The sequence below is a fragment of the Mesorhizobium sp. WSM4840 genome (genome assembly GCF_055811755.1).
On the sequence record NZ_JBVVQD010000007.1, the window covers coordinates 20,146 to 40,560 of the forward strand.

The 20,415-nt window shown below is 63.5% G+C and carries 21 protein-coding genes; 17 read left to right on the forward strand and 4 right to left on the reverse strand.

All coding sequences use genetic code 11. From position 1 onward, the window contains the following. The first annotated feature begins 33 nt into the window (after window positions 1-33). From ureC to AC0L3I_RS11870, 6 genes are all read left to right on the forward strand, one after another. On the forward strand, window positions 34-1,746 hold the full coding sequence (gene ureC, locus AC0L3I_RS11845) for an urease subunit alpha (protein ID WP_473527019.1): 1,713 nt from the start codon (window positions 34-36) through the stop codon (window positions 1,744-1,746). Between the two features lie 347 nt (window positions 1,747-2,093). Then, the gene (gene ureE, locus AC0L3I_RS11850; protein WP_473527020.1) at window positions 2,094-2,669 is read left to right on the forward strand and encodes an urease accessory protein UreE; all 576 of its coding nucleotides are present in this window, start codon (window positions 2,094-2,096) and stop codon (window positions 2,667-2,669) included. Further along, window positions 2,662-3,333, forward strand: a complete 672-nt coding sequence (locus AC0L3I_RS11855; RefSeq protein ID WP_473527021.1) for an urease accessory protein UreF — start codon at window positions 2,662-2,664, stop codon at window positions 3,331-3,333. Before ureE ends, AC0L3I_RS11855 begins: the two co-directional genes overlap by 8 nt. Beyond that, window positions 3,330-3,770: a DUF3995 domain-containing protein gene (locus AC0L3I_RS11860; RefSeq protein WP_473527022.1), complete on the forward strand. Its 441-nt coding sequence runs from the start codon at window positions 3,330-3,332 to the stop codon at window positions 3,768-3,770. Before AC0L3I_RS11855 ends, AC0L3I_RS11860 begins: the two co-directional genes overlap by 4 nt. Next, window positions 3,767-4,408, forward strand: coding sequence for an urease accessory protein UreG (gene ureG, locus AC0L3I_RS11865; protein WP_473527023.1), 642 nt, complete (start codon window positions 3,767-3,769; stop codon window positions 4,406-4,408). The genes AC0L3I_RS11860 and ureG overlap by 4 nt, the downstream gene beginning before the upstream one ends. 85 nt (window positions 4,409-4,493) lie before the next feature. Continuing rightward, window positions 4,494-5,261 (forward strand): class II aldolase and adducin N-terminal domain-containing protein, encoded by a 768-nt coding sequence (locus AC0L3I_RS11870; protein WP_123146120.1) that lies wholly within the window; start codon window positions 4,494-4,496, stop codon window positions 5,259-5,261. Window positions 5,262-5,526: 265 nt separating this feature from the next. Here AC0L3I_RS11870 and AC0L3I_RS11875 read toward each other — a convergent pair whose 3' ends face one another. Continuing rightward, on the reverse strand, window positions 5,527-6,159 hold the full coding sequence (locus tag AC0L3I_RS11875; RefSeq protein ID WP_473527024.1) for an HAD family hydrolase: 633 nt from the start codon (window positions 6,157-6,159) through the stop codon (window positions 5,527-5,529). A 250-nt stretch (window positions 6,160-6,409) separates the two neighbouring features. On the opposite strand from AC0L3I_RS11875, the gene AC0L3I_RS11880 reads away from it, so the two are divergent. Further along, window positions 6,410-7,366 carry a sugar-binding transcriptional regulator gene (locus AC0L3I_RS11880; protein WP_473488384.1) on the forward strand — a complete coding sequence of 319 codons (957 nt, stop codon included), beginning with the start codon at window positions 6,410-6,412 and terminating at the stop codon, window positions 7,364-7,366. Window positions 7,367-7,387: 21 nt separating this feature from the next. Here AC0L3I_RS11880 and AC0L3I_RS11885 read toward each other — a convergent pair whose 3' ends face one another. After that, complete coding sequence (locus AC0L3I_RS11885; protein ID WP_473527025.1) at window positions 7,388-7,573, reverse strand: hypothetical protein; 186 nt, start codon at window positions 7,571-7,573, stop codon at window positions 7,388-7,390. A gap of 213 nt (window positions 7,574-7,786) precedes the next feature. On the opposite strand from AC0L3I_RS11885, the gene gcvA reads away from it, so the two are divergent. The 9 genes from gcvA (at window position 7,787) to AC0L3I_RS11930 (ending at window position 17,680) form a co-directional block, all read left to right on the forward strand. Beyond that, complete coding sequence (gene gcvA / locus AC0L3I_RS11890) at window positions 7,787-8,695, forward strand: transcriptional regulator GcvA (RefSeq protein WP_473488385.1); 909 nt, start codon at window positions 7,787-7,789, stop codon at window positions 8,693-8,695. 189 nt (window positions 8,696-8,884) lie between these two features. Continuing rightward, window positions 8,885-10,195, forward strand: a complete 1,311-nt coding sequence (locus AC0L3I_RS11895) for an ABC transporter substrate-binding protein (protein WP_473488386.1) — start codon at window positions 8,885-8,887, stop codon at window positions 10,193-10,195. A 137-nt stretch (window positions 10,196-10,332) separates the two neighbouring features. Beyond that, entirely contained in the window at window positions 10,333-11,205 is an 873-nt protein-coding gene (locus AC0L3I_RS11900; RefSeq protein WP_473488387.1) for a carbohydrate ABC transporter permease, read from the forward strand. A gap of 11 nt (window positions 11,206-11,216) precedes the next feature. Next, window positions 11,217-12,041 carry a carbohydrate ABC transporter permease gene (locus tag AC0L3I_RS11905; protein WP_473488388.1) on the forward strand — a complete coding sequence of 275 codons (825 nt, stop codon included), beginning with the start codon at window positions 11,217-11,219 and terminating at the stop codon, window positions 12,039-12,041. A gap of 50 nt (window positions 12,042-12,091) precedes the next feature. Continuing rightward, window positions 12,092-13,096: an ABC transporter ATP-binding protein gene (locus AC0L3I_RS11910; RefSeq protein ID WP_473488389.1), complete on the forward strand. Its 1,005-nt coding sequence runs from the start codon at window positions 12,092-12,094 to the stop codon at window positions 13,094-13,096. Then, the gene (locus AC0L3I_RS11915) at window positions 13,093-13,863 is read left to right on the forward strand and encodes an L-iditol 2-dehydrogenase (RefSeq protein WP_473527026.1); all 771 of its coding nucleotides are present in this window, start codon (window positions 13,093-13,095) and stop codon (window positions 13,861-13,863) included. Before AC0L3I_RS11910 ends, AC0L3I_RS11915 begins: the two co-directional genes overlap by 4 nt. A gap of 71 nt (window positions 13,864-13,934) precedes the next feature. Beyond that, window positions 13,935-15,413, forward strand: a complete 1,479-nt coding sequence (locus AC0L3I_RS11920; protein WP_473527027.1) for a mannitol dehydrogenase family protein — start codon at window positions 13,935-13,937, stop codon at window positions 15,411-15,413. Further along, complete coding sequence (locus tag AC0L3I_RS11925; protein WP_473488392.1) at window positions 15,414-16,097, forward strand: HAD-IA family hydrolase; 684 nt, start codon at window positions 15,414-15,416, stop codon at window positions 16,095-16,097. Beyond that, complete coding sequence (locus AC0L3I_RS11930; RefSeq protein ID WP_473527028.1) at window positions 16,094-17,680, forward strand: FGGY-family carbohydrate kinase; 1,587 nt, start codon at window positions 16,094-16,096, stop codon at window positions 17,678-17,680. The genes AC0L3I_RS11925 and AC0L3I_RS11930 overlap by 4 nt, the downstream gene beginning before the upstream one ends. Before the next feature lie 31 nt (window positions 17,681-17,711). Here AC0L3I_RS11930 and AC0L3I_RS11935 read toward each other — a convergent pair whose 3' ends face one another. Further along, window positions 17,712-18,290, reverse strand: coding sequence for a histidine phosphatase family protein (locus AC0L3I_RS11935; RefSeq protein ID WP_473488394.1), 579 nt, complete (start codon window positions 18,288-18,290; stop codon window positions 17,712-17,714). A 301-nt stretch (window positions 18,291-18,591) separates the two neighbouring features. On the opposite strand from AC0L3I_RS11935, the gene AC0L3I_RS11940 reads away from it, so the two are divergent. Next, entirely contained in the window at window positions 18,592-19,995 is a 1,404-nt protein-coding gene (locus tag AC0L3I_RS11940; RefSeq protein WP_473527029.1) for an MATE family efflux transporter, read from the forward strand. A gap of 40 nt (window positions 19,996-20,035) precedes the next feature. Here AC0L3I_RS11940 and AC0L3I_RS11945 read toward each other — a convergent pair whose 3' ends face one another. Next, window positions 20,036-20,401 (reverse strand): hypothetical protein, encoded by a 366-nt coding sequence (locus tag AC0L3I_RS11945; protein ID WP_473488456.1) that lies wholly within the window; start codon window positions 20,399-20,401, stop codon window positions 20,036-20,038. Window positions 20,402-20,415 lie beyond the last annotated feature (14 nt).

Genomic DNA, 20,415 nt, shown 5'->3' on the forward strand with positions numbered 1-20,415 from the left:
GTGTTTTGGGCCGTATTTCGGGAGCAATTGCTGATGGCTAGAATCACCCGCGCCGCCTATGCCCAGATGTACGGCCCGACCGTCGGCGACAAGGTGCGGCTTGCCGATACCGAACTGTTCATCGAGGTCGAAAGGGATTTCACCCTTCATGGCGAAGAGGTGAAATTCGGCGGCGGCAAGGTCATCCGCGACGGCATGGGCCAGAGCCAGGTATCCCGCGCTCAAGGCGCGGTCGATACCGTGATCACCAATGCGCTGGTCGTCGATGCATCAGACGGCATCTTCAAGGCCGATATCGGCCTCAAGGACGGACGCATCGCCGCGATCGGCAAGGCCGGCAATCCGGACATGCAAGACGGCGTCACCATCATCATCGGCCCCGGCACCGAGATCATCGCCGGCGAGGGCAAGATCCTCACCGCCGGCGGCTTTGACGCGCATATCCACTTCATCTGCCCGCAGCAGATCGAGGAGGCGCTGATGTCAGGCATCACCACCATGCTCGGCGGCGGCACCGGACCGGCGCATGGCACGCTGGCGACCACCTGCACGCCTGGGCCGTGGCATCTGGCGCGCATGATCCAGTCCTTCGACGCCTTCCCGATGAACATCGGCCTGTCGGGCAAGGGCAACGCGTCCTTGCCGGCCGCGCTTGAAGAGATGGTGCTGGGCGGTGCCTGCTCGCTTAAGTTGCACGAGGACTGGGGCACGACGCCGGCGGCAATCGACTGCTGCCTGTCGGTCGCCGACAACTATGACGTGCAGGTGATGATCCACACCGACACGCTGAACGAGTCCGGCTTTGTCGAAAACACGGTGGCGGCGATTAAGGGCCGCACCATCCACGCCTTCCACACCGAAGGCGCCGGCGGCGGCCATGCGCCCGACATCATCAAGGTTTGCGGCCTGCCCAACGTCATCCCGTCGTCGACCAATCCGACCCGGCCCTACACCGTCAACACGCTGGCCGAGCATCTCGACATGCTGATGGTCTGCCATCATTTGTCGCCGTCGATCCCCGAAGACATCGCCTTTGCCGAAAGCCGCATCCGCAAGGAAACCATCGCCGCCGAAGACATTTTGCACGACATCGGCGCCTTCTCGATCATCTCGTCCGACAGTCAGGCGATGGGCCGCGTCGGCGAAGTGGCGATCCGCACCTGGCAGACCGCCGACAAGATGAAGCGCCAGCGTGGTTCGCTGCCGCAGGAAACCGGCGACAACGACAATTTCCGCGTCCGCCGCTACATCGCCAAATACACGATCAACCCGGCCATCGCGCATGGCCTGTCGAACGAAATCGGCTCGGTGGCGGTCGGCAAGCGCGCCGATCTGGTGCTGTGGAACCCGGCCTTCTTCGGCGTTAAGCCGGACATGGTGCTGATCGGCGGCATGATCGCCGCCGCCCCGATGGGCGATCCCAACGCCTCGATCCCGACACCGCAGCCGATGCACTACCGGCCGATGTTCGGCGCCTATGGCAAGGCGATGACCAACTCGTCGGTGACCTTTGTCTCGAAAGCCGCGCTCGATGCCGGACTGCGCGGCCGGCTCGGCGTCGACAAGCAGATGGTCGCCGTCGACAACACCCGCGGCGGCATCGGCAAGCATTCGATGGTGCTCAACGACGCCACCCCGCATGTCGAGGTCGACCCCGAAACCTACGAGGTCCGCGCCGACGGCGAATTGCTCACCTGCGAACCGGCCACCGTGCTGCCGATGGCGCAGAGGTATTTTTTGTTTTGACACCGACCATCGCCTTGGCGGCATCGTTGCCTCAGAGCGTTACGACGGTGCAGAACCTTTGAAGGCCGAGGGACAGCGCCCCCCTCTGTCCTGCCGGACATCTCCCCCACAAGGGGGGAGATCGGCAGCTTGGGCGCACCGCTCGCTTCTGCGACAGTGGCGGTTCGCGAAGGCGGTGGTGACGGCTGATCTCCCCCCAAGTGGGGGAGATGTCCGGCAGGACAGAGGGGGGCGCGAAGGATCACTACAGATCAGCATTTATCCTGCGGCTCTTCGACACGATTGTTTGAGCACCATTGGGGCGGCGGACGCGATAGGCTACGCTTGTTGGGAAAGGCAGTTTTTACATGAAGCTCGACATCCGCACCGATTTCACCAAATTCCCGCGTGCCGTCTCGGTGCTCGCCGCCGGCCAAGCGGGAGCGGTCACGCCCTATGATCGTGCCGTGCTTGCCCATGACGAGCGGCATCTGCGCCGCCGCGCCATCGAAACGGCCCGTAGCGATAGAGTGCTGGTTGACCTGCCCGAACCGGTGACCTTGAACGATGGCGACCGGCTGGTGCTGGAGGATGGCCGTCATATCGAGATCGTCGCGGCCGAGGAACCGCTCTACGATATCCGTGCCAGCGGCCCTGTCCATCTGTCCGAGCTTGCCTGGCATATCGGCAACCGGCATCTTGCCGCCGCCATCGAGGCTAACCGCATCCTCATCCTGCGCGATCACGTCATCAAGGCGATGCTTGAAGGGCTGGGTGCAACCGTGAGCGACGTTTCCGAACCGTTCGCACCGATGCGCGGCGCCTATTCAGGGCACAGTCACGGTCATACCCATGCCGAAGCGCATGCACACAGCCACGCCGAAGCGCATTCCGAAACCCAGAGCGAGTCGCACTCGCACAGCCACTCGCACGACCATGACTGACCAGCCTTCCAACATCGCTTTGTTGCGGCTGATGGCGTGGCTGTCGCCTGCCTTCCCGGTCGGCGGTTTTTCCTACAGCCATGGTCTCGAACAAGCCGTGCATGCCGGGCTGGTCGCCGACAGCGAAAGCCTCGTCGCATGGCTGGAGACGCTGGTCGAGATGGGCTCGGGCTGGAACGATGCCGTGCTGTTTGCCGAAAGCTGGCGGCGCGCCCGCCAAGCCGGCGATCTCGCCGAAATCGCCGCACTCGCCGAGGCTTTGGCCGGCTCGCGAGAGCGCCATGCCGAGACCATGCTGCAGGGCGCCGCCTTCCTGAAGGCGGCATCGGCATGGCCGTGTCAGGTGCTGGACCGTCTGCCGGCCGAGTGCGCCTATTGCGTCGCCGTCGGCGCCGTTTCTGGCGGCAACGCCATTGCCCTGCAGGATGCGCTGTCGGCCTTCCTGCAGGCCTTCTTCTCCAACCTCGTCCAGGCTGCGATCCGACTCGGCGTCGTCGGCCAGACGGGCGCCACCGCGCTGCTTGCCGGCTTCGAACCGCTGGCGCTCAACGTCGCCGCCCGTGCTGCCGGCTCGACGCTGGATGATCTCGGCGGCTGCGCGTTCGTCTCGGATGTCATGGCGATGAAGCACGAGACGCAATATTCGCGGCTGTTCCGTTCATGATCATTCTCGCCTTCGCGCTCTCGCTCGTCCTGCTGCTGATCACCGCGCTGCATGTCTATTGGGGTATTGGCGGGATCTGGCCGGGTAGGGACGCTGCCTCCTGTGCCCGCGCGGTGGTCGGCTTTCGCGGCGTCGACGAGATGCCGGCGCCCTTCGCCAGCTTCGCCGTCGCCGCCTGCCTCGGCCTGGCGACACTGTGGCCGATGGCGCTTGAAGGCATGTTTGCCACGCTCTTTCCCAAGGCCGGGCTTGTCGCGACAGCGCTGCTCATCGCACTCGTCTTCCTGGGGCGCGGCATTGCCGGCTTCACGCCCTGGTGGCGCCGGCTGGCGCCCGAACAGCCTTTCGCGCGGCTTGATGTCAGCTACTATTCGCCGCTCTGCCTGGTTGTAGGGCTCGGCTTCGCCTTCCTTGCCATCACGGAGTTCCCTAGATGACACAAGCCAATGGTCCTCTTCGCATCGGCATCGGCGGCCCCGTCGGCTCCGGCAAGACGACGCTCACCGAAAAGCTCTGCAAGGCGCTGCGCGACGAGTTCTCCATCGCCGTCGTCACCAATGACATCTACACCAGGGAAGACGCCATAATGCTGGCCCGGCTTCAGGCGCTGCCCGAGGATCGCATCATCGGCGTCGAAACCGGCGGCTGCCCGCACACCGCCATCCGCGAGGACGCCTCGATCAATCTGCAGGCGATCGCCGAGATGACCAAGAAATTCCCGGATCTCGATATCGTCTTCATAGAATCGGGCGGCGACAATCTTGCCGCCACCTTTTCCCCCGACCTCGCCGATCTGACGCTCTACGTCATCTCGGTCTGCCAAGGCGAGGAAATCCCGCGCAAGGGTGGGCCGGCGATCACCCGGTCCGATTTCCTGGTCATCAACAAGAGCGATCTCGCCCCTTATGTGAACGTCAATCTCGACGTCATGGAGAGCGACGCCGCCCGCATGCGCGGCAAGCGGCCGTTCGGCTTCACCGATCTGTCGCGCGGCAAGGGTCTGCAGGAGGTGATCGATTTCATCGTCGAGCATGGCGGGCTAAGCGTCGACGCCGCCAGAAGCACTGCGGCGTGAGGCAAAGCGCTCGTCTGCACCAAACGAAACCGGTTGCGCGCATCTGCGGCGCGCGGCATCCTCGCTTCTTTCACGGAGGTTTTCGATGAGCATCGCCCGCCTGCAGAAGGAAATGCTGACTAACCTGCCCTTCTACGAGGAGCGCGTCGATCTGGCTTGCGCCTTCCGCTGGACGGCGCGGCTCAACATGCATGAAGCCGTGGCCAATCATTTCTCGCTGGCCGTCAACGATGACGGCTCGCAATTCCTGATGAATCCCAACCAGGTGCATTTCTCGCGCATCAAGGCGAGTGACCTGCTGCTGATCGACGCCAACGACCCCGATACGCTCTCCGGCCCGAATGCACCTGACCCGACGGCATGGGGCCTGCATGGCGCCATCCATCGCAACGTGCGTCATGCGCGCTGCGTCATGCATGTGCACTCGATCCACGCCACGGTGCTCGCTTCGCTCGCCGACTCGACGCTGCCGCCGATCGACCAGAACTCGGCGATCTTCTTCAACCGCCACGTCGTCGACGGCCACTATGGCGGGCTCGCCTTCGAGGAAGAGGGCGAACGCTGCTCGCAACTGCTTGCCGATCCGAAGGTCAAGGTGATGGTCATGGGCAACCATGGCGTGCTGGTCATCGGCGATACCGTTGCCGACACCTTCAACCGCATGTTCTATTTCGAACGCGCCGCCGAGACCTACATCAAGGCGCTGTGGACCGGCCGACCGCTGCGGGTCCTGTCGGACGAAATCGCCGAGAAGGCAGCAACGGAGCAGGAAGATTATCCCGGCCAAGCCGAGCGGCACCTTTCCGAATTGAAGGCGATCCTCGACGAGCAGGAGCCGGTTTACCGGAACTGAGAGCCCCTTCTCCCCGTCACTATACGGGGAGAAGGTGCCGGCAGGCGGATGAGGGGCGGCGCAAGCGCCCGAAAGTGTGGGACGAAGTCAAAACTCGGCCTGACTGTGATCTCTCGGAAAAGCGCCTTCCTTGTCAATCTCGGCGCCGCCCCTCATCGCCCTGCCGGGCACTTCTCCCCGTATAGTGACGGGGAGAAGGACGCTCTCATCGCCGGTTTCGCCAATCATCGGCGCGTCTAGGTTGCGGCCACTCCACTTGCCAAGCTTAAAGCCCCAGCTCAGCCCGCAATTCGTCGGCGCTGTTGATAATGATTGCGCCGGGCGGCCCTTCCATAGGCGCCCCCGGCCAGAAGATCGTCCTCATCCCCGCCGCCAGTCCCGCCGTGGCGCCGGTCACGCTGTCGTCGACGGCCACGGCATCGGCCGGATCGACACCGGCCAGCCATGCCGCGCGCAGGAAGGGCTCGGCGTGCGGCTTGCCTTCGCGCACGTCGTTGCGGCTGATCGTCTTCATGCCGGGATAGAAAAGACCGACCATGCGCAGATTGGCGTCGACGACCAGCCGGTCGGAATTGGACACCACCGCTTGCGCCACGCCAAGCGCGCGCAGTTCTTTATAGATCTCGATCGCGCCGGGGCGCGGCTTCAGCGTCTCGGCCATCGGCAGATAGTGGTCGTATTTGCGCACGATCCAGTCGTCGAAGGGCAGGTCGAGGCCGAACTCGTCGCGCAGCATTTCGTAGACCGGCCATGCGGCAATGCCGAGCACCCGCTCATGCAGGTTGGTTGGCGCCGCGATGCCGACGCTGTGCAGCGCCGCTATCAGCGCCGCCTCGTGCAATGGCTCGCTGTCGACCAGCGTGCCGTCCATGTCCCAGAAAACCGCTTTCGGCGTCATGCGAGGCTCCTTTGTCCGAATCCCTTAAAGGGTTTGCGTCGGGAGATAAACCGCCGCGCCGACATTGCCGGAGTTCATGAATTGCCGGACTTCAAAAATTGCTTGGCTACGATCATCCACTGGAAACACCACAGGCACATCGAGTACCTGCTAAGCAATTGCTCTGGCGGTAGGCAATTGCGCACACGCGCGTTTCGCCGTAAAAGTAAGGCGCTCCCGCCTCGATGCTCGGGGGCAGGGAGGCAGCAAGTTGAATTCCCGGCAGGACAGCGGCAGCAACAGGCTGGACGACGCGGCGCGCGCCGGCTGGCTCTATTATGTCGCCGGCAACACGCAGGACCAGATCGCCTCGAGCCTGGGCATTTCGCGGCAGACAGCGCAGCGGCTGGTATCGCTGGCGGTGTCGGAGGGGCTGATCAAGGTGCGTGTCGACCACCCGATCGCCAATTGCCTCGACCTCGCGGCACGGCTGAAATCGCGGTTCGCGCTCGATCTGGTCGAGGTGGTGCCGAGCGATCCCGCTTCCTCCTCCAACATCGGCGTCGCCGTGGCGGCGGCTGCCGAGATCGAGCGGCGGCTGCGCTCGCCGACGCCGATCGTCATGGCGATCGGCACCGGCCGCACGCTGAAGGCGGCGATCGAGCAGCTGCCGCCGATGGAATGCCCGCAGCACAAAATTGTGTCGCTGACCGGCAACATCTCGCCCGACGGTTCGGCCGCCTTCTACAACGTCATCTTCACCATGGCCGACAGGGTCAAGGCGCGGTCCTTCCCAATGCCGCTGCCGGTCATCGCCTCCTCGCCGGCGGAGCGCGAGATGCTGCTCAGCCAGCCGATGATCCAACCGACGCTGGCGCTTGCCGCGGAAGCCGACGTCACCTTCGTCGGCATCGGCGATCTCGGCCCCAAGGCGCCGCTTTACGAGGACGGCTTCATTTCGGAGAGTGAATTGAAAGCGCTGCAAAAGGCAGGCGGCGTCGCCGAGATCGTCGGCTGGGTGTTCGATCGCGAAGGCCGGATGATCGAGGGCATCACCAATGACAGGGTGTCGTCGGCATCATTGCCGTCGCGTGAAAAGTCGCTGGTGATCGCGCTCGCCATGGGCGAGCGGAAACTGCCGGGCATCCTTGCGGCTGTCAACCGGCGGCTGGTCAACGGCCTCATCACCGACGAACGGACCGCCGCCGCCTTGCTGGCCACCAGCTGATTTGCGATAAGTCCAGCAAGGCTATTTGCGCCGGCCACAAGGATCGTTGCCGTCAAGAAAACCCATGTCGCGCTGTAGATGCGGCGGCAATTCCCTGATGTCGAGATAGGCCCGATTCCTGGGTCCGTGCCGTGCCAATCCGCGCGCCAGCCGCAAAAACCAGCCTCGGCCTGGCGTCAGAAATAGCTTTTCCTGTACCGTGGTCATGATCGTCAGCCTTCGTTATGCCTGGCGCATGACCCGAAAATCGATATCGATTTTCGGAAAGGATCATGCGCAAAATCAAAAGTGCTACAGCGTCCTTTGCGCGTCCAAAAGGACGCGCGGCGCTGTAGACGAGAGTGATCGTCGACCTCAAATATCGGCTGGATCGGGCCTTGCTGCCAATCAAACGTCGATCACGGCCCATAAGGAGGGCTTATGCCTGAACTCAAGTCACGGCAGGTCTCCCAGCTCCCGCCGCTTCAGGCGATCCGGGTGTTCGAGGCGGTGGCGCGGCATCTTTCCTTCACCAAGGCCGCCGGCGAGCTCGGCATGACGCAGGCGGCGGCGAGCTATCAGATCAAGCTTCTGGAGGAGCGCGTCGGGGCGCCTTTGTTCCTGCGCCGGCCAAGGCAGATCGTGTTGACCGAGGCGGGGCAACGCATGGCGCCTGCGGTCAGCGAGGCATTCGCCCTGTTGGGTGGAGCCTATGCCGCGGCGCGCAGCGGCGCCGATGGGGTGCTCTGCGTCTCGACGCTGCTGACCTTTGCCTCGAACTGGCTGGCGCAGCATCTCGGCTCGTTCCAGGTCGCGCATCCATCGCTGGCCGTGCGTCTCGATACATCGAACCGCCTCGTCGATTTCGCCCGCGAGGACATCGACATCGCCATCCGTTCGGGCGGCGGAAACTGGCCGGGCGTGGAGGTGCACAAGCTTTTCAATGCGGACTTCACGCCGATGCTGAGCCCGAAACTCGCGGCGACCATCGGCGGGGTGAAGGAGCCTGCCGATCTGTTACGCCTGCCGATCCTCGACCCCGGCGACATCTGGTGGCGGGACTGGTTTATTGCCGCCGGCCTGCCGGTCGAGGAACTCGCCAAGCGCCCCGGCACCAGCATGGGGGCGCAGGCCTACGAGGCGAACGCCGCGATTGCCGGGCAGGGCGTAGCGATCGTGACGGCCGCTCTCTTCAAGGCCGAGCTTGCCGATGGCCGCCTGATCCAGCCTTTCGATCTGGTCGGCGACGACGGCCACGCCTATTGGCTGGTCTATCCTCAGGCGCGGCGCAACGTGCCGAAGATCCGCGCTTTTCGCGAATGGATCCTGGCCGAGATTGCCGGCCAATAGGTCGTTCCACGCGGATGCCGAGATCCATCGCAACCGTCTTCAAAATACCCCGAACGCGTCTGGAACCGGATGCCGCACGAGGCTGCGTGCTGCGCTGCAGCAACGAATCCGGCTTGACATAAATCACGCGAGGTGAGTAATTGCTCATAGCCAAGGCAAATGCTCAGCTTGGTCTATGGGAGGAATTTGATGAAACTTCGCACGCTCACCCTGGGTCTGTTGTCGGCCAGCACCCTCGCGTTCGCCGCGCATGCCGAATCCATCACCATCGCCACCGTCAACAATGGCGATATGGTCCGCATGCAGACGCTGACCGACGACTTCACCGCCAAGAACCCCGACATCCAGCTCCAGTGGGTCACGCTCGAGGAGAACGTGCTGCGCGAGCGCGTCACCACCGACATCGCCACCAAAGGCGGCCAGTACGACGTGATGACCATCGGCACCTACGAGGTTCCGATCTGGGCCAAGCAGAGCTGGTTGCTGCCGCTCGACAAGCTCGGCGACGACTATGACGTCAAGGACATCATCCCGGCCATCGCCAACGGCCTGTCGGTCGATGGCAAGCTTTATGCGGCACCGTTCTACGGCGAAAGCTCCTTCGTCATGTACCGCAAGGACCTGATGGAGAAGGCCGGGTTGACGATGCCCGACGCGCCGACCTGGGACTTCATCAAGCAGGCCGCCGAGAAGATGACCGATCGCGCCAATGGCGTGAACGGCGTCTGCCTGCGCGGCAAGGCCGGCTGGGGCGAGAACATGGCTTTCCTGACCGCCATGTCGAACTCCTTCGGCGCACGCTGGTTCGATGAGAACTGGAAGCCGCAGTTCGATCAGCCCGAGTGGAAGAACACGCTGCAGTTCTATGTCGACCTGATGAAGGCCAATGGCCCCGAGGGCGCATCTTCGAACGGCTTCAATGAAAACCTGGCGCTGTTCCAGCAGGGCAAGTGCGGCATGTGGATCGACGCCACCGTCGCTGCCTCCTTCGTCTCAGACCCGAAGAGCTCAACTGTCGCCGACAAGGTCGGCTATGCGCTGGCGCCCGACAATGGCTTGGGCAAGCGCGGCAACTGGCTGTGGGCCTGGTCGCTGGCCATTCCCGCCGGCACGCAGAAGGCTGACGCGGCTCAGAAGTTCGTGTCCTGGGCAACCAGCAAGGACTATCTCGAGCTCGTCGCCTCGAAGGAAGGCTGGGCCAATGTTCCGCCCGGAACGCGCACCTCGCTCTACGCCAACCCCGAATACCAGAAGGCCGCCCCGTTCGCCAAGATGACGCTGGACTCGATCAACGCCGCCGATCCGACGCATCCGACCGTCAAGCCGGTGCCTTATGTCGGTGTCCAGTTCGTCGCCATCCCTGAGTTCCAGGGCCTTGGCACCACCGTCGGCCAGCTGTTTTCAGCGGCGCTCGCCGGCCAGACCAGTGTCGACGACGCCTTGAAGCAGGCCCAGGACGCTTCCACCGCGACGATGACCGAGGGCGGTTATATCCAGTAGGCTCCTCCCGGTGCCGAAAGCCGGTTGCCCATCATGGCCGGCAGGGGCCGCCCGAATCCCAGTTCGGGCGGCCACCTTCAAGCTCTGAAAACTTGGCAAACTCTGAAAATTTGGCTGACCTTCGAAGGGTGACCGTCATGGCTACTCAGCAGACCCGTTCGCTTGCCCGCTACATGATCGCGCCATCCGTGGTGCTGCTGTTCGTCTGGATGATCGTGCCGCTGGCATTCACCCTGTGGTTCTCCTTCCAGCAGTACAACCCGCTCAACCCGATCCGCGACGGGTTCGTCGGCTTCTCGAACTACGCGCTTTTTTATTCCAATCCGGCATTCCTGCAGTCGATCCTCAACACGCTTATCCTCGTGGCCAGCGTGCTTTTGATCACGGTGATCGGCGGCATCCTGCTGGCGCTGCTGATCGATCAGCCGATGTGGGGACAGGGCATCGTCCGCATTCTCGTGATCTCGCCGTTCTTCGTCATGCCGCCGGTGGCCGCGCTGGTCTGGAAGAACATGATCATGCATCCGCAATACGGCGTCTTTGCCGACATTGCGCGCTTCTTCGGCGGGCAGCCGATCGACTGGTTTGGCCAATATCCCATGCCGGCGATCATCATCATCGTCGCCTGGCAGTGGCTGCCGTTTGCGACACTGATCCTCTTGACGTCCCTGCAGTCGCTCGACGCCGAGCAGAAGGAAGCCGCCGAGATGGACGGGGCCGGCTTCATCAGCCGCTTCATCTATTTGACGCTGCCGCACATGTCGCGCGCCATCACCGTCGTCATCCTGATCCAGACGATCTTCCTTTTGTCGGTCTATGCCGAGATCCTGGTCACCACCAATGGCGGCCCGGGTTACGCCTCCACAAACCTGCCCTTCCTCGTCTACCAGAAGGCGTTGCTGGAGTTCAAAATCGGCCAGGCATCCGCCGGCGGTATCCTCGCCGTCATTCTCGCCAACATCGTCGCCTTCTTCGCCATGCGCGCGGTCGGCAAGAACCTGGACAAATAAGGGAGGAAACGATGGCACGTGCAGTCAGCACCCAGCACAAGACGATCGCGACCGCGGCCGCCTGGATCGTCGCACTGCTGATCTTCTTCCCGATCCTCTATACGATCATCACGTCGTTCAAGTCGGAGCAGGAGGCCATCCAGGGCTTCAACCTGTTTCCGTCGGGAACCATGGAGAGCTATACCGCGGTCGAGGCGCAGCGCGGTTACTTCAAGTTCTTCCTCAACTCGGTGTTCCTGTCGGTCGGCTCGACCATCCTTGCCTTGCTCGTCGCCATACCGGCGGCCTGGTCGATGGCGTTCTCGCCGGGCAAGTGGACCAAGGACATCCTGATGTGGATGCTTTCCACCAAGATGATGCCGGCGGTTGCCGTGCTGTTCCCGATCTACCTGATCTTCCGCGACACAGGATTGCTCGACAGCCGCATCGGCCTGATGATCATGCTGATGCTGATCAACCTGCCGATCGTGGTGTGGATGCTCTACACCTATTTTCGCGAAATCCCGGGCGAGATCCTGGAAGCGGCGCGCATGGATGGCGCATCGCTCTGGAACGAGATCGTCTATGTGCTGACGCCGATGGCGGTGCCGGGCATCGCCTCGACGATGCTGCTCAACATCATCCTGGCATGGAACGAGGCGTTCTGGACGATCCGGCTGACCACCACCGAGGCCGCCCCGCTCACCGCCTTCATCAGTTCCTTCTCAAGCCCTCAAGGGTTGTTCTGGGCCAAGCTTTCGGCCGCCTCGACCCTGGCGATCGCGCCGATCCTGATCATGGGTTGGTTCAGCCAGAAGCAGCTGGTGCGCGGCCTGACCTTTGGCGCCGTGAAGTAGCACCGCCGCAAGCGATGTACGACGGACAATAACCCCTCGGGGAGGAAACCATGGGAAACATCACGCTCAAGCACGTCTCGAAGTCGTTCGGGTCGACGGTCATCATTCCGGGCATCGACCTGGTCATCGAGAACGGCGAGTTCGTCGTCTTCGTCGGCCCGTCGGGCTGCGGCAAGTCCACGCTGCTGCGGCTGATCGCCGGGCTGGAGGACACTACCGCCGGCACCATCAACATCGACGGCCGCGACGTCACCGGCGAGGCGCCGGCCAAGCGCAAGCTGGCCATGGTGTTTCAGTCCTACGCGCTCTACCCGCACATGACCGTGGCCAAGAACATCGCCTTCCCGCTGAAGATGGCGGGCGAGGACCAGGCGACCATCGATCGGAAGGTCAAGGACGCGGCGCGGATCCTGAACCTCACCAATTATCTCGATCGCCGCCCCGGCCAGCTCTCCGGCGGTCAGCGCCAGCGCGTCGCCATCGGCCGCGCCATCGTGCGCCAGCCTTCGGCTTTCCTGTTCGATGAACCTTTGTCCAACCTCGATGCGGCGCTGCGCGGCACCATGCGGCTGGAGATCAGCGAACTGCATCATCAGCTCAAGACGACGATGATCTACGTCACCCACGATCAGGTCGAGGCAATGACCATGGCCGACAAGATCGTCGTGCTCAACGCCGGCAACATCGAACAGGTCGGCTCGCCGATGGAGCTCTACAAGACGCCGAATAACCTGTTCGTCGCCGGCTTCATCGGCTCGCCCAGGATGAACCTGATCGAAGGCGCGCCGGCGGCCAAACATGGCGCCAAGACCGTTGGCATCCGTCCCGAGCATATGAACATCTCCAAGACTTCAGGCGAATGGAAAGCCACGGTCGGCGTCGCCGAGCATCTCGGCTCCGACACGTTTTTGCACGTTCAAGCCGACGGTGTCGGGCCGCTGACGGTGCGGGCCGACGGCGAACTGGCCGTCCATCACGGCGACACGATCTATCTGACGCCGGACAAGACCAAGCTGCACCGCTTCGGCGTAGACGGAAAGGCGATGATGCAATGAGGCTCGAGGGTAAATCGGCGCTGATCACCGGATCGGCGCGCGGCATCGGCAGGGCGTTCGCCGAAGCCTATGTCCGCGAGGGCGCCACGGTCGCGATCGGCGACATCAATCTCGAAGCTGCGGAAAAGACCGCTTCGGAGATCGGCGGCAACGCCTACGCCGTGAAACTGGACGTCACCGACCTCGCTTCGATCGAGGCGGCGGTGAAAGCGGTCGAGACAAGGACCGGCGGACTGGACATTCTGATCAACAACGCCGCTCTGTTCGACCTGGCGCCGATCGTCGAGATCAGCAAGGCGAGCTACGACAGGCTGTTTTCCGTCAATGTCGCCGGCACGCTGTTCATGCTGCAGGCCGCCGCCCGCTCAATGATCGCCCGCGGCAAGGGCGGCAAGATCATCAACATGGCGAGCCAGGCCGGGCGCCGCGGCGAAGCCCTGGTCGCCGTCTATTGCGCCACCAAGGCCGCCGTCATCTCGCTCACCCAGTCGGCCGGGCTCGACCTGATCAAGCACCGGATCAACGTCAACGCCATCGCGCCGGGCGTCGTCGACGGCGAGCACTGGGACCATGTCGATGCTCTGTTCGCCAAATACGAAAACCGTCCGAAGGGCGAGAAGAAGAGACTGGTCGGCGAGGCCGTGCCGTACGGCCGCATGGGCACGGCGCAAGACCTCACCGGCATGGCGGTGTTCCTGGCCAGCGACGACGCCGAATACATCGTCGCTCAGACCTACAATGTCGATGGCGGCCAGTGGATGAGTTGAGGGGGCGAAGGCGCTCTTCTCCCCGTCTCCTCCACGGGGAGAAGAGCCGTCCGGCCAAAGGATAAAAGCAGATGACCGTGAAACTCTCTTCTTCCATCCTCGCCAAGCTTCCGCCAAAGGTCGCCGGCCCGAAATATAATCGCGCCGCGCTCAAGGCCGGCATCGTTCATTTCGGGGTCGGCAATTTCCATCGCTCGCATCAGGCCGTCTATCTCGACGATCTGTTCAATGCGGGCGTCGGCCACGACTGGGCAATTGTCGGCGCCGGCGTCTTCGAGGGCGAAAAGGTCGGCCGCGGCAAGTTGCAGGAACAGGACTGGTTGACCACCGTGGTCGAGCAGGATTCTGGCCACATGAGCGCCCGCGTCACCGGTGTCATGATCGATTTTCTGATGCCGGGCGCCGCGGCCGCGATCATAGAACGGCTTGCCGACCCGGCGATAAGGATCGTTTCGCTGACCATAACCGAGGGCGGCTATTTCATCGATCCGGCGTCCGGCGTGTTCAACCCGACCCATCCCGACATTGTCGCCGATGCTGAGCCCGGGGCGACGCCCAAAACCGTGTTCGGCATCATTCTTGCCGGGCTGTTGCGCCGACGCAAAGACGGCATCGTGCCCTTCACAATCATGTCCTGCGACAACATCCCCCACAACGGCCATGTCACCGCCGATGGCGTCATCGGGCTCGCCCGGCTGATCGACGAGAATCTGGCGAAATGGGTGAGCGAGAACGTCGCCTTTCCCAACGGCATGGTCGACCGCATCACGCCGGCCACCACTGACCGTGAGCGTGGCATCCTGTCGAGCGAGTTCGGCCTCGAAGACAACTGGCCGGTGTTCTGCGAGCCCTTCAGGCAATGGGTGCTGGAGGACCATTTCACCGACGGCCGCCCGGCGCTGGAAAAGGTCGGCGTACAGTTCGTCAGCGATGTCGCGCCCTATGAGCTGATGAAGATCCGCATCCTCAATGGCGGTCATGCGACCATCGCCTATCCGGCCGGGCTGATGGACATCCATTTCGTCCACGAGGCGATGCAGGAGCCGCTGGTGCGCGGCTTTCTCGACAGACTGGAGCACGACGAGATCATCCCGACCGTGCCGCCGGTGCCGGACACCGTGCTGGAGGATTATTACCAGCTCATCGAGCACCGCTTTTCCAATCCGAAGATTGGCGACACCATCCGCAGGCTTTGCCTCGACGGCTCCAACCGGCAGCCGAAATTCATCATCCCGACCATCGCCGACCGGCTGAAGGCCGGCAAGGGCGTCGCCGGCCTGGCGCTTGAATCGGCACTTTGGTGCCGCTACTGCTTCGGCACGACCGATAGCGGCGCCGTCATCGAACCCAACGATCCGAGCTGGGACCGGCTGCAGACCACAGCCAGGGCGGCAAAGGATGCGCCTGCCGCCTGGCTGGCCATGGAAGACATCTATGGCGATGTTGGCCGCTCGGCGGCGTTCGTCGAGGCCTTTGCCAATGCGCTCAAGGCGCTCTGGGGCGATGGCGCGCGTACGACGCTGACGCGCTACCTCGCCGGCAATCTCTGAATGGCGCCTGAACTGGTCATTTTCGACTGCGACGGCGTGCTGGTCGACAGCGAGGGGCTGTCCGTTTCGGCATTGCTCGGCATGATCGCGCTCGCCGGCGGCAGTGTCAGCGAGGACGCCGCCTATGAGCATTTCCTCGGCAAGAGCATGAAAAGCGTTCGCGAAATCCTCGACCGCGACTTCGGACTTGATATCACCGACCAGCATCTGAGCGAGATGCGCGTCGGGCTGATGCGCAAATTTCGCGACGAGCTGAGGCCTATCCCCGGCATCGGGCAGGTCCTGCCGAGGCTCGCCATGCCATGCTGCGTCGCCTCCTCCGGCACGCTGGATCGCATCCGCTATGCGCTCGACGTCACCGGGCTGCTCGGGCTGCTCGAGCCGCATCTGTTCAGCGCCGCCATGGTGGCGCGGGGCAAGCCGGCGCCGGACCTTTTTCTCCACGCAGCCGCCAACATGGGAGCGATCCCGCAAAATTGTCTCGTCGTCGAGGACAGCCCCGTCGGCGTCGCGGCGGCACGGGCGGCGGGCATGCGCGTCCTTGCCTTCACCGGCGGTTCGCATGCCGGCAACCCGGCACTGAAAGCGCGGCTTGCGTCGAGTGAACCGGACTTTATATTCGCTGACATGCTGCAACTGCCCGATCTGATTGCAGGCCTGGGAGCGAGAGTAAGAACACCTTGACGAACAGTTTCGTTTGCGCGGTCGATGTCGGCACCGGGAGCGCCCGTGCAGGCATTCTCGACACCGGAGGCACCTTGCTCGGCCGCGCCGAGCACCCGATCGTCATGAACCGGCCGAAGGCCGACCACGCCGAACACGATTCGCAGGATATCTGGTCGGCGGTCTGCATTGCCGTGCGCGCCGCTCGCGAAAAGGCCGGCGTGGCAGCGGAGGGTATCGTCGGCATCGCCTTCGATGCCACCTGCTCGCTGGTGGTGCGGGACAGGGATGGTGGCCAGCTCAGCGTGTCGGTGTCAGGCGAAAGGCGCTGGGACACCATCGTCTGGCTCGATCACCGCGCCATTGCCGAGGCCGATGAATGCACCGAAAGCGGCCACGCCGTGCTCGACTATATTGGCGGCGTGATGTCGCCGGAAATGGAGACGCCGAAGCTGATGTGGCTGAAGCGCAACCTGCCCGGAACATGGAACGAAGCCGGCTATCTATTCGACCTCACCGACTTTCTCAGTTGGAAGGCGACCGGTTCGCTCGCCCGCTCGCAATGTACGCTGACCGCCAAATGGACCTATCTGGCGCATGAAGAGACCGGCTGGCGGCACGACTTCTTTCAAGCCGTCGGGCTCGGCGACCTTTTCGAGCATGGCAATCTGCCTGACAAGGCCAGCCCGGTCGGCGCCGATATCGGCCGTCTCAGCGCGGAAGCTGCGGCTGAGCTCGGCCTGACAGAAAAATGCCGGGTCGGCGCCGGCGTCATCGACGCCTATGCCGGCGCGCTCGGCGTGCTCGGCGGTTTTGCCGGCGACGAAACCAACATCGGCCGGCATCTGGCGCTGATCGCCGGCACCTCGAGCTGCGTCATGGCGATGTCGCCCGACCCGCAACCCTTTGCCGGCGTCTGGGGCCCGTATTATGGCGCGGCCCTACCCCGGCTTTGGCTGTCGGAAGGCGGCCAATCGGCCACCGGCGCGCTGCTCGATCATATCATCCGCTGGCATGGCGCCGGCGGGGAACCGGACGCCGCCATGCACGCCAGGATCGCCCGGCGCGTTGCCGAGTTGCGCGCCGTCGAGGGCGAGAACCTTGCGGCAAGGCTGCATGTGCTGCCGGATTTCCACGGCAACCGCTCGCCGCTCGCCGATCCGCATGCGGTCGGCGTCATAAGCGGGCTGACGCTGGAGTCCTCGTTCGACAGCCTGTGCAAGCTCTATTGGCGCACCGCCGTAAGCATCGCGCTCGGCGTGCGCCATGTGCTGGAAGCACTGAACGAGAACGGCTATCTGATCGACACGCTGCATGTCACCGGCGGTCACACCAAAAACCCGCTGCTGATGGAGCTTTATGCTGACGCCACCGGCTGTACGGTGGTCGAGCCGCTGGCCGACGAGGCGGTGCTGCTCGGCACCGGCATGATCGCGGCCACCGCCGCCGGGCATTTTCCTGATCTCAACGCCGCTTGCCTCGCCATGCAGCAGGGCGGCAGGAAGCGGGCGTCGAATCCGGCCGCCGCCAGCCGGTTTGATCGCGACTACCGCGTGTTTTTGGAGATGCACCGGCAGAGACAGGCGCTGGACGAAATCAGGTAGGCGCGGCGCGAACAACCCTGCAATGCGTCTGCTATCTCTGGTTCCATCGCCGGATAATTGGTTCGCCAAGGTCGTGCTCGTAGCCGAGAACGCTTGTGCTGGCGGTATCCAGCACAAACAAGGCGCCATCTTGCGGCGGCAGGCCGAGCCAGCGCGCGGCCAGCACCCGCAGGAAGTGAGAGCTTGAAAACACCAGGACATTGCCGTGGACGTCACGCAACTCGCTGACGATCCGATCCGCCCTCGCGCCGACATCCTCTGCCGTCTCGCCGTCAGGGCAGCCGTCGCGAAACAGACGCCAGCCGGGGCGCTCGATGAGGATCTGCTTTGTGGTCAGTCCCTCGTAAGCGCCGTAATCCCATTCCGCCAGATCGGCCTTTTTCGCGCCGGCCGAACCGAAGCCGGCCAGCGTACAAGTCTTGAAGGCGCGCTGAGACGGGCTCGACCAGACAGCCTGGAACGAAAGGCCCTGTAACCGCTCAGCGACCCGCCCGGCGGCCTCCTCACCGGCAGGCGTCAGCGGTATGTCGGTCAGGCCGGTATGCTTCCCGGAGGCACTCCATTCCGTCTCGCCATGCCGAACCATATAGATTTCGGGAAACGCGCTCATCCGCATGCCTTTCGATGGAATCGATATGATGCCCGCTCTTCAGATCGGCCAACGACGCAACCATAACGGCTTGCGCTCTCTCCAAACAGACGGGCCAAACAGGCGGGCCAGACAGGCGGAGTTGAGACCGTACGCCCTTGCTGGCTCAACTCTTACTCTGAGTCAGCCTCTTGCCATAGCTGCCCCTTTCGTAGACAAGCCGTGCTGTTAATGCGGAATCCGGACCGATCACGGCCATTTTCCGCGCTGAGACGCGGCTTCCGGCTTTTAGCCGATGCGCCGCAATCGGATAGGCGAAAAAATGTCTGCGATCGAAGCCGGTGCCCGCGCGCCGGAAAACCTTTGGCGTCAGGAAATCAGGGCGACGCTGGCGCTCGCCTGGCCGATGGTTCTCACCAATCTCGGCCAGACCGCGATGACCGCCACCGACGTCATGATGATGGGGCGGCTGGGTCCGGACACGCTGGCCAGTGGCGCGCTCGGCGCCAACCTCTATTTCATGCCTCTGATCTTCGGGCTCGGCCTGATGCTGGCGACCTCGCCGATGATCGCCACAGAACTCGGCCGCCGTCGCCATTCCGTGCGCGATCTGCGCCGCACTGTGCGGCAGGGCCTGTGGCTGGCGATCCTCATCTCAATCCCGATATGGATATTTCTCTGGTACGGCGAGGCCGTGTTGCTGGCCATGGGCCAGGAACCGGCGCTGGCCTATCAGGCCGGCATCTACCTCCGCTGGCTCGAATGGGCGGTGCTGCCCTTCTACGGCTATATCGTCCTGCGCTCGTTCATCTCGGCGCTGGAGCGGCCGGGTTGGGCGCTGGTCATCGTCTTCGTTGCCGTCGCCTGCAATGTTTTCTTTAACTGGGTGTTCATGTTCGGCAATCTCGGCGCCCCTTCGATGGGCATCGCCGGATCGGGCCTCTCCACCACGCTGTCCAGCACGCTGATGTTCGCCGGCATGGCGGCGGTGGTGATGCTTGAGCCGAAGTTTCGGCGCTACCAACTGTTCGGGCGCTTCTGGCGGGCCGACTGGCCGCGCTTCAAGGGCTTGCTGCGGCTCGGCTTGCCGATCGCCGGCCTCCTCGCTTTCGAGGTGACGATCTTCAACGCGGCAGCCCTTCTCATGGGCCTGATCGACGCGGCCTCGCTCGCCGCGCATGCCATCGCCATCCAGATCGCCTCGATCAGCTTCATGGTGCCGCTCGGCCTCAACCAGGCGGCTACGGTGCGCGTCGGGCTCGCCCATGGCGCCGGCAATCCGGAAGGTGTTTCCCGCGCCGGCTGGACCGCTTTTGTCATCGGCGTCTCGTTCATGGCGCTGATGGGGCTGGTGATGATCCTGTGGCCGCAGCTGCTGATCAGCGCCTTCATCGATCTTGGTGACCCGGCCAATGCCACAGTGATCGGGCTTGCAGTGTCGTTCCTGGCCTTTGCCGCGCTGTTTCAGATTTTCGACGGCGCACAGGCCGTGGCGGCCGGCATGCTGCGCGGCCTGCACGACACCAAGTTGCCGATGATCTATGCCGCGATCGGCTATTGGGGCATCGGCCTGCCGCTCGGCGTGCTGCTCGCCTTCTATTCCGGGCTCGACGGCGTCGGCATCTGGATCGGCCTGTCGTTGGGGCTGGCGGTGGTGGCGGCGCTGCTTCTGGCGCGCTGGCTGCGCCGGGATCGTATCGCGCCGCCGCTCTCCTTTGGGCATTGATGAAAGCGGCTTCCTCACGAGGAGGGCGGGGTCGTGAGGTCTATGGATATTTCGTCTGATTTGCACTCGCGGCCTGTGGGCTTAAGTCGCTTTGCAACTCCTTTGGCAGTGGAAGGCTTGAGCACCGCAAGTGCACCGCGCGAGCGAACAATTTTCGTTGCTTCTGCTGGTGCTCCTTGATGGCTGCTGCGAGCCCCAATCCGTACGGGCCAAGAAAGACGCCGGTTCCCCAGCCCGGCTGCTTTTTTTCGCGAGCGTCGTAGTCCGAAGCCTCCATGCGGGCTTGCTGGCATTCCGGCGACGCCCATTTCCGGTCTTGCTTCGAAAGCGACGCTCCATAGTCGACCGGAGAGGTCGCGCATCCAGCCGCTGTCGCGGCCAACGCGACGAATATTACAATTCTCATCCCCAAGCCCTTGA

Coding starts and splice junctions, on each gene's coding strand:
- ureC (WP_473527019.1), top strand. CDS start 34: ATGGCTAGAATCACCCGCGCCGCCTATGCCCAGATGTACGGCCCGACC.
- ureE (WP_473527020.1), top strand. CDS start 2,094: ATGAAGCTCGACATCCGCACCGATTTCACCAAATTCCCGCGTGCCGTC.
- AC0L3I_RS11855 (WP_473527021.1), top strand. CDS start 2,662: ATGACTGACCAGCCTTCCAACATCGCTTTGTTGCGGCTGATGGCGTGG.
- AC0L3I_RS11860 (WP_473527022.1), top strand. CDS start 3,330: ATGATCATTCTCGCCTTCGCGCTCTCGCTCGTCCTGCTGCTGATCACC.
- ureG (WP_473527023.1), top strand. CDS start 3,767: ATGACACAAGCCAATGGTCCTCTTCGCATCGGCATCGGCGGCCCCGTC.
- AC0L3I_RS11870 (WP_123146120.1), top strand. CDS start 4,494: ATGAGCATCGCCCGCCTGCAGAAGGAAATGCTGACTAACCTGCCCTTC.
- AC0L3I_RS11875 (WP_473527024.1), bottom strand. CDS start 6,159: ATGACGCCGAAAGCGGTTTTCTGGGACATGGACGGCACGCTGGTCGAC.
- AC0L3I_RS11885 (WP_473527025.1), bottom strand. CDS start 7,573: ATGACCACGGTACAGGAAAAGCTATTTCTGACGCCAGGCCGAGGCTGG.
- gcvA (WP_473488385.1), top strand. CDS start 7,787: ATGCCTGAACTCAAGTCACGGCAGGTCTCCCAGCTCCCGCCGCTTCAG.
- AC0L3I_RS11895 (WP_473488386.1), top strand. CDS start 8,885: ATGAAACTTCGCACGCTCACCCTGGGTCTGTTGTCGGCCAGCACCCTC.
- AC0L3I_RS11900 (WP_473488387.1), top strand. CDS start 10,333: ATGGCTACTCAGCAGACCCGTTCGCTTGCCCGCTACATGATCGCGCCA.
- AC0L3I_RS11905 (WP_473488388.1), top strand. CDS start 11,217: ATGGCACGTGCAGTCAGCACCCAGCACAAGACGATCGCGACCGCGGCC.
- AC0L3I_RS11910 (WP_473488389.1), top strand. CDS start 12,092: ATGGGAAACATCACGCTCAAGCACGTCTCGAAGTCGTTCGGGTCGACG.
- AC0L3I_RS11915 (WP_473527026.1), top strand. CDS start 13,093: ATGAGGCTCGAGGGTAAATCGGCGCTGATCACCGGATCGGCGCGCGGC.
- AC0L3I_RS11920 (WP_473527027.1), top strand. CDS start 13,935: ATGACCGTGAAACTCTCTTCTTCCATCCTCGCCAAGCTTCCGCCAAAG.
- AC0L3I_RS11925 (WP_473488392.1), top strand. CDS start 15,414: ATGGCGCCTGAACTGGTCATTTTCGACTGCGACGGCGTGCTGGTCGAC.
- AC0L3I_RS11935 (WP_473488394.1), bottom strand. CDS start 18,290: ATGAGCGCGTTTCCCGAAATCTATATGGTTCGGCATGGCGAGACGGAA.
- AC0L3I_RS11940 (WP_473527029.1), top strand. CDS start 18,592: ATGTCTGCGATCGAAGCCGGTGCCCGCGCGCCGGAAAACCTTTGGCGT.
- AC0L3I_RS11945 (WP_473488456.1), bottom strand. CDS start 20,401: ATGAGAATTGTAATATTCGTCGCGTTGGCCGCGACAGCGGCTGGATGC.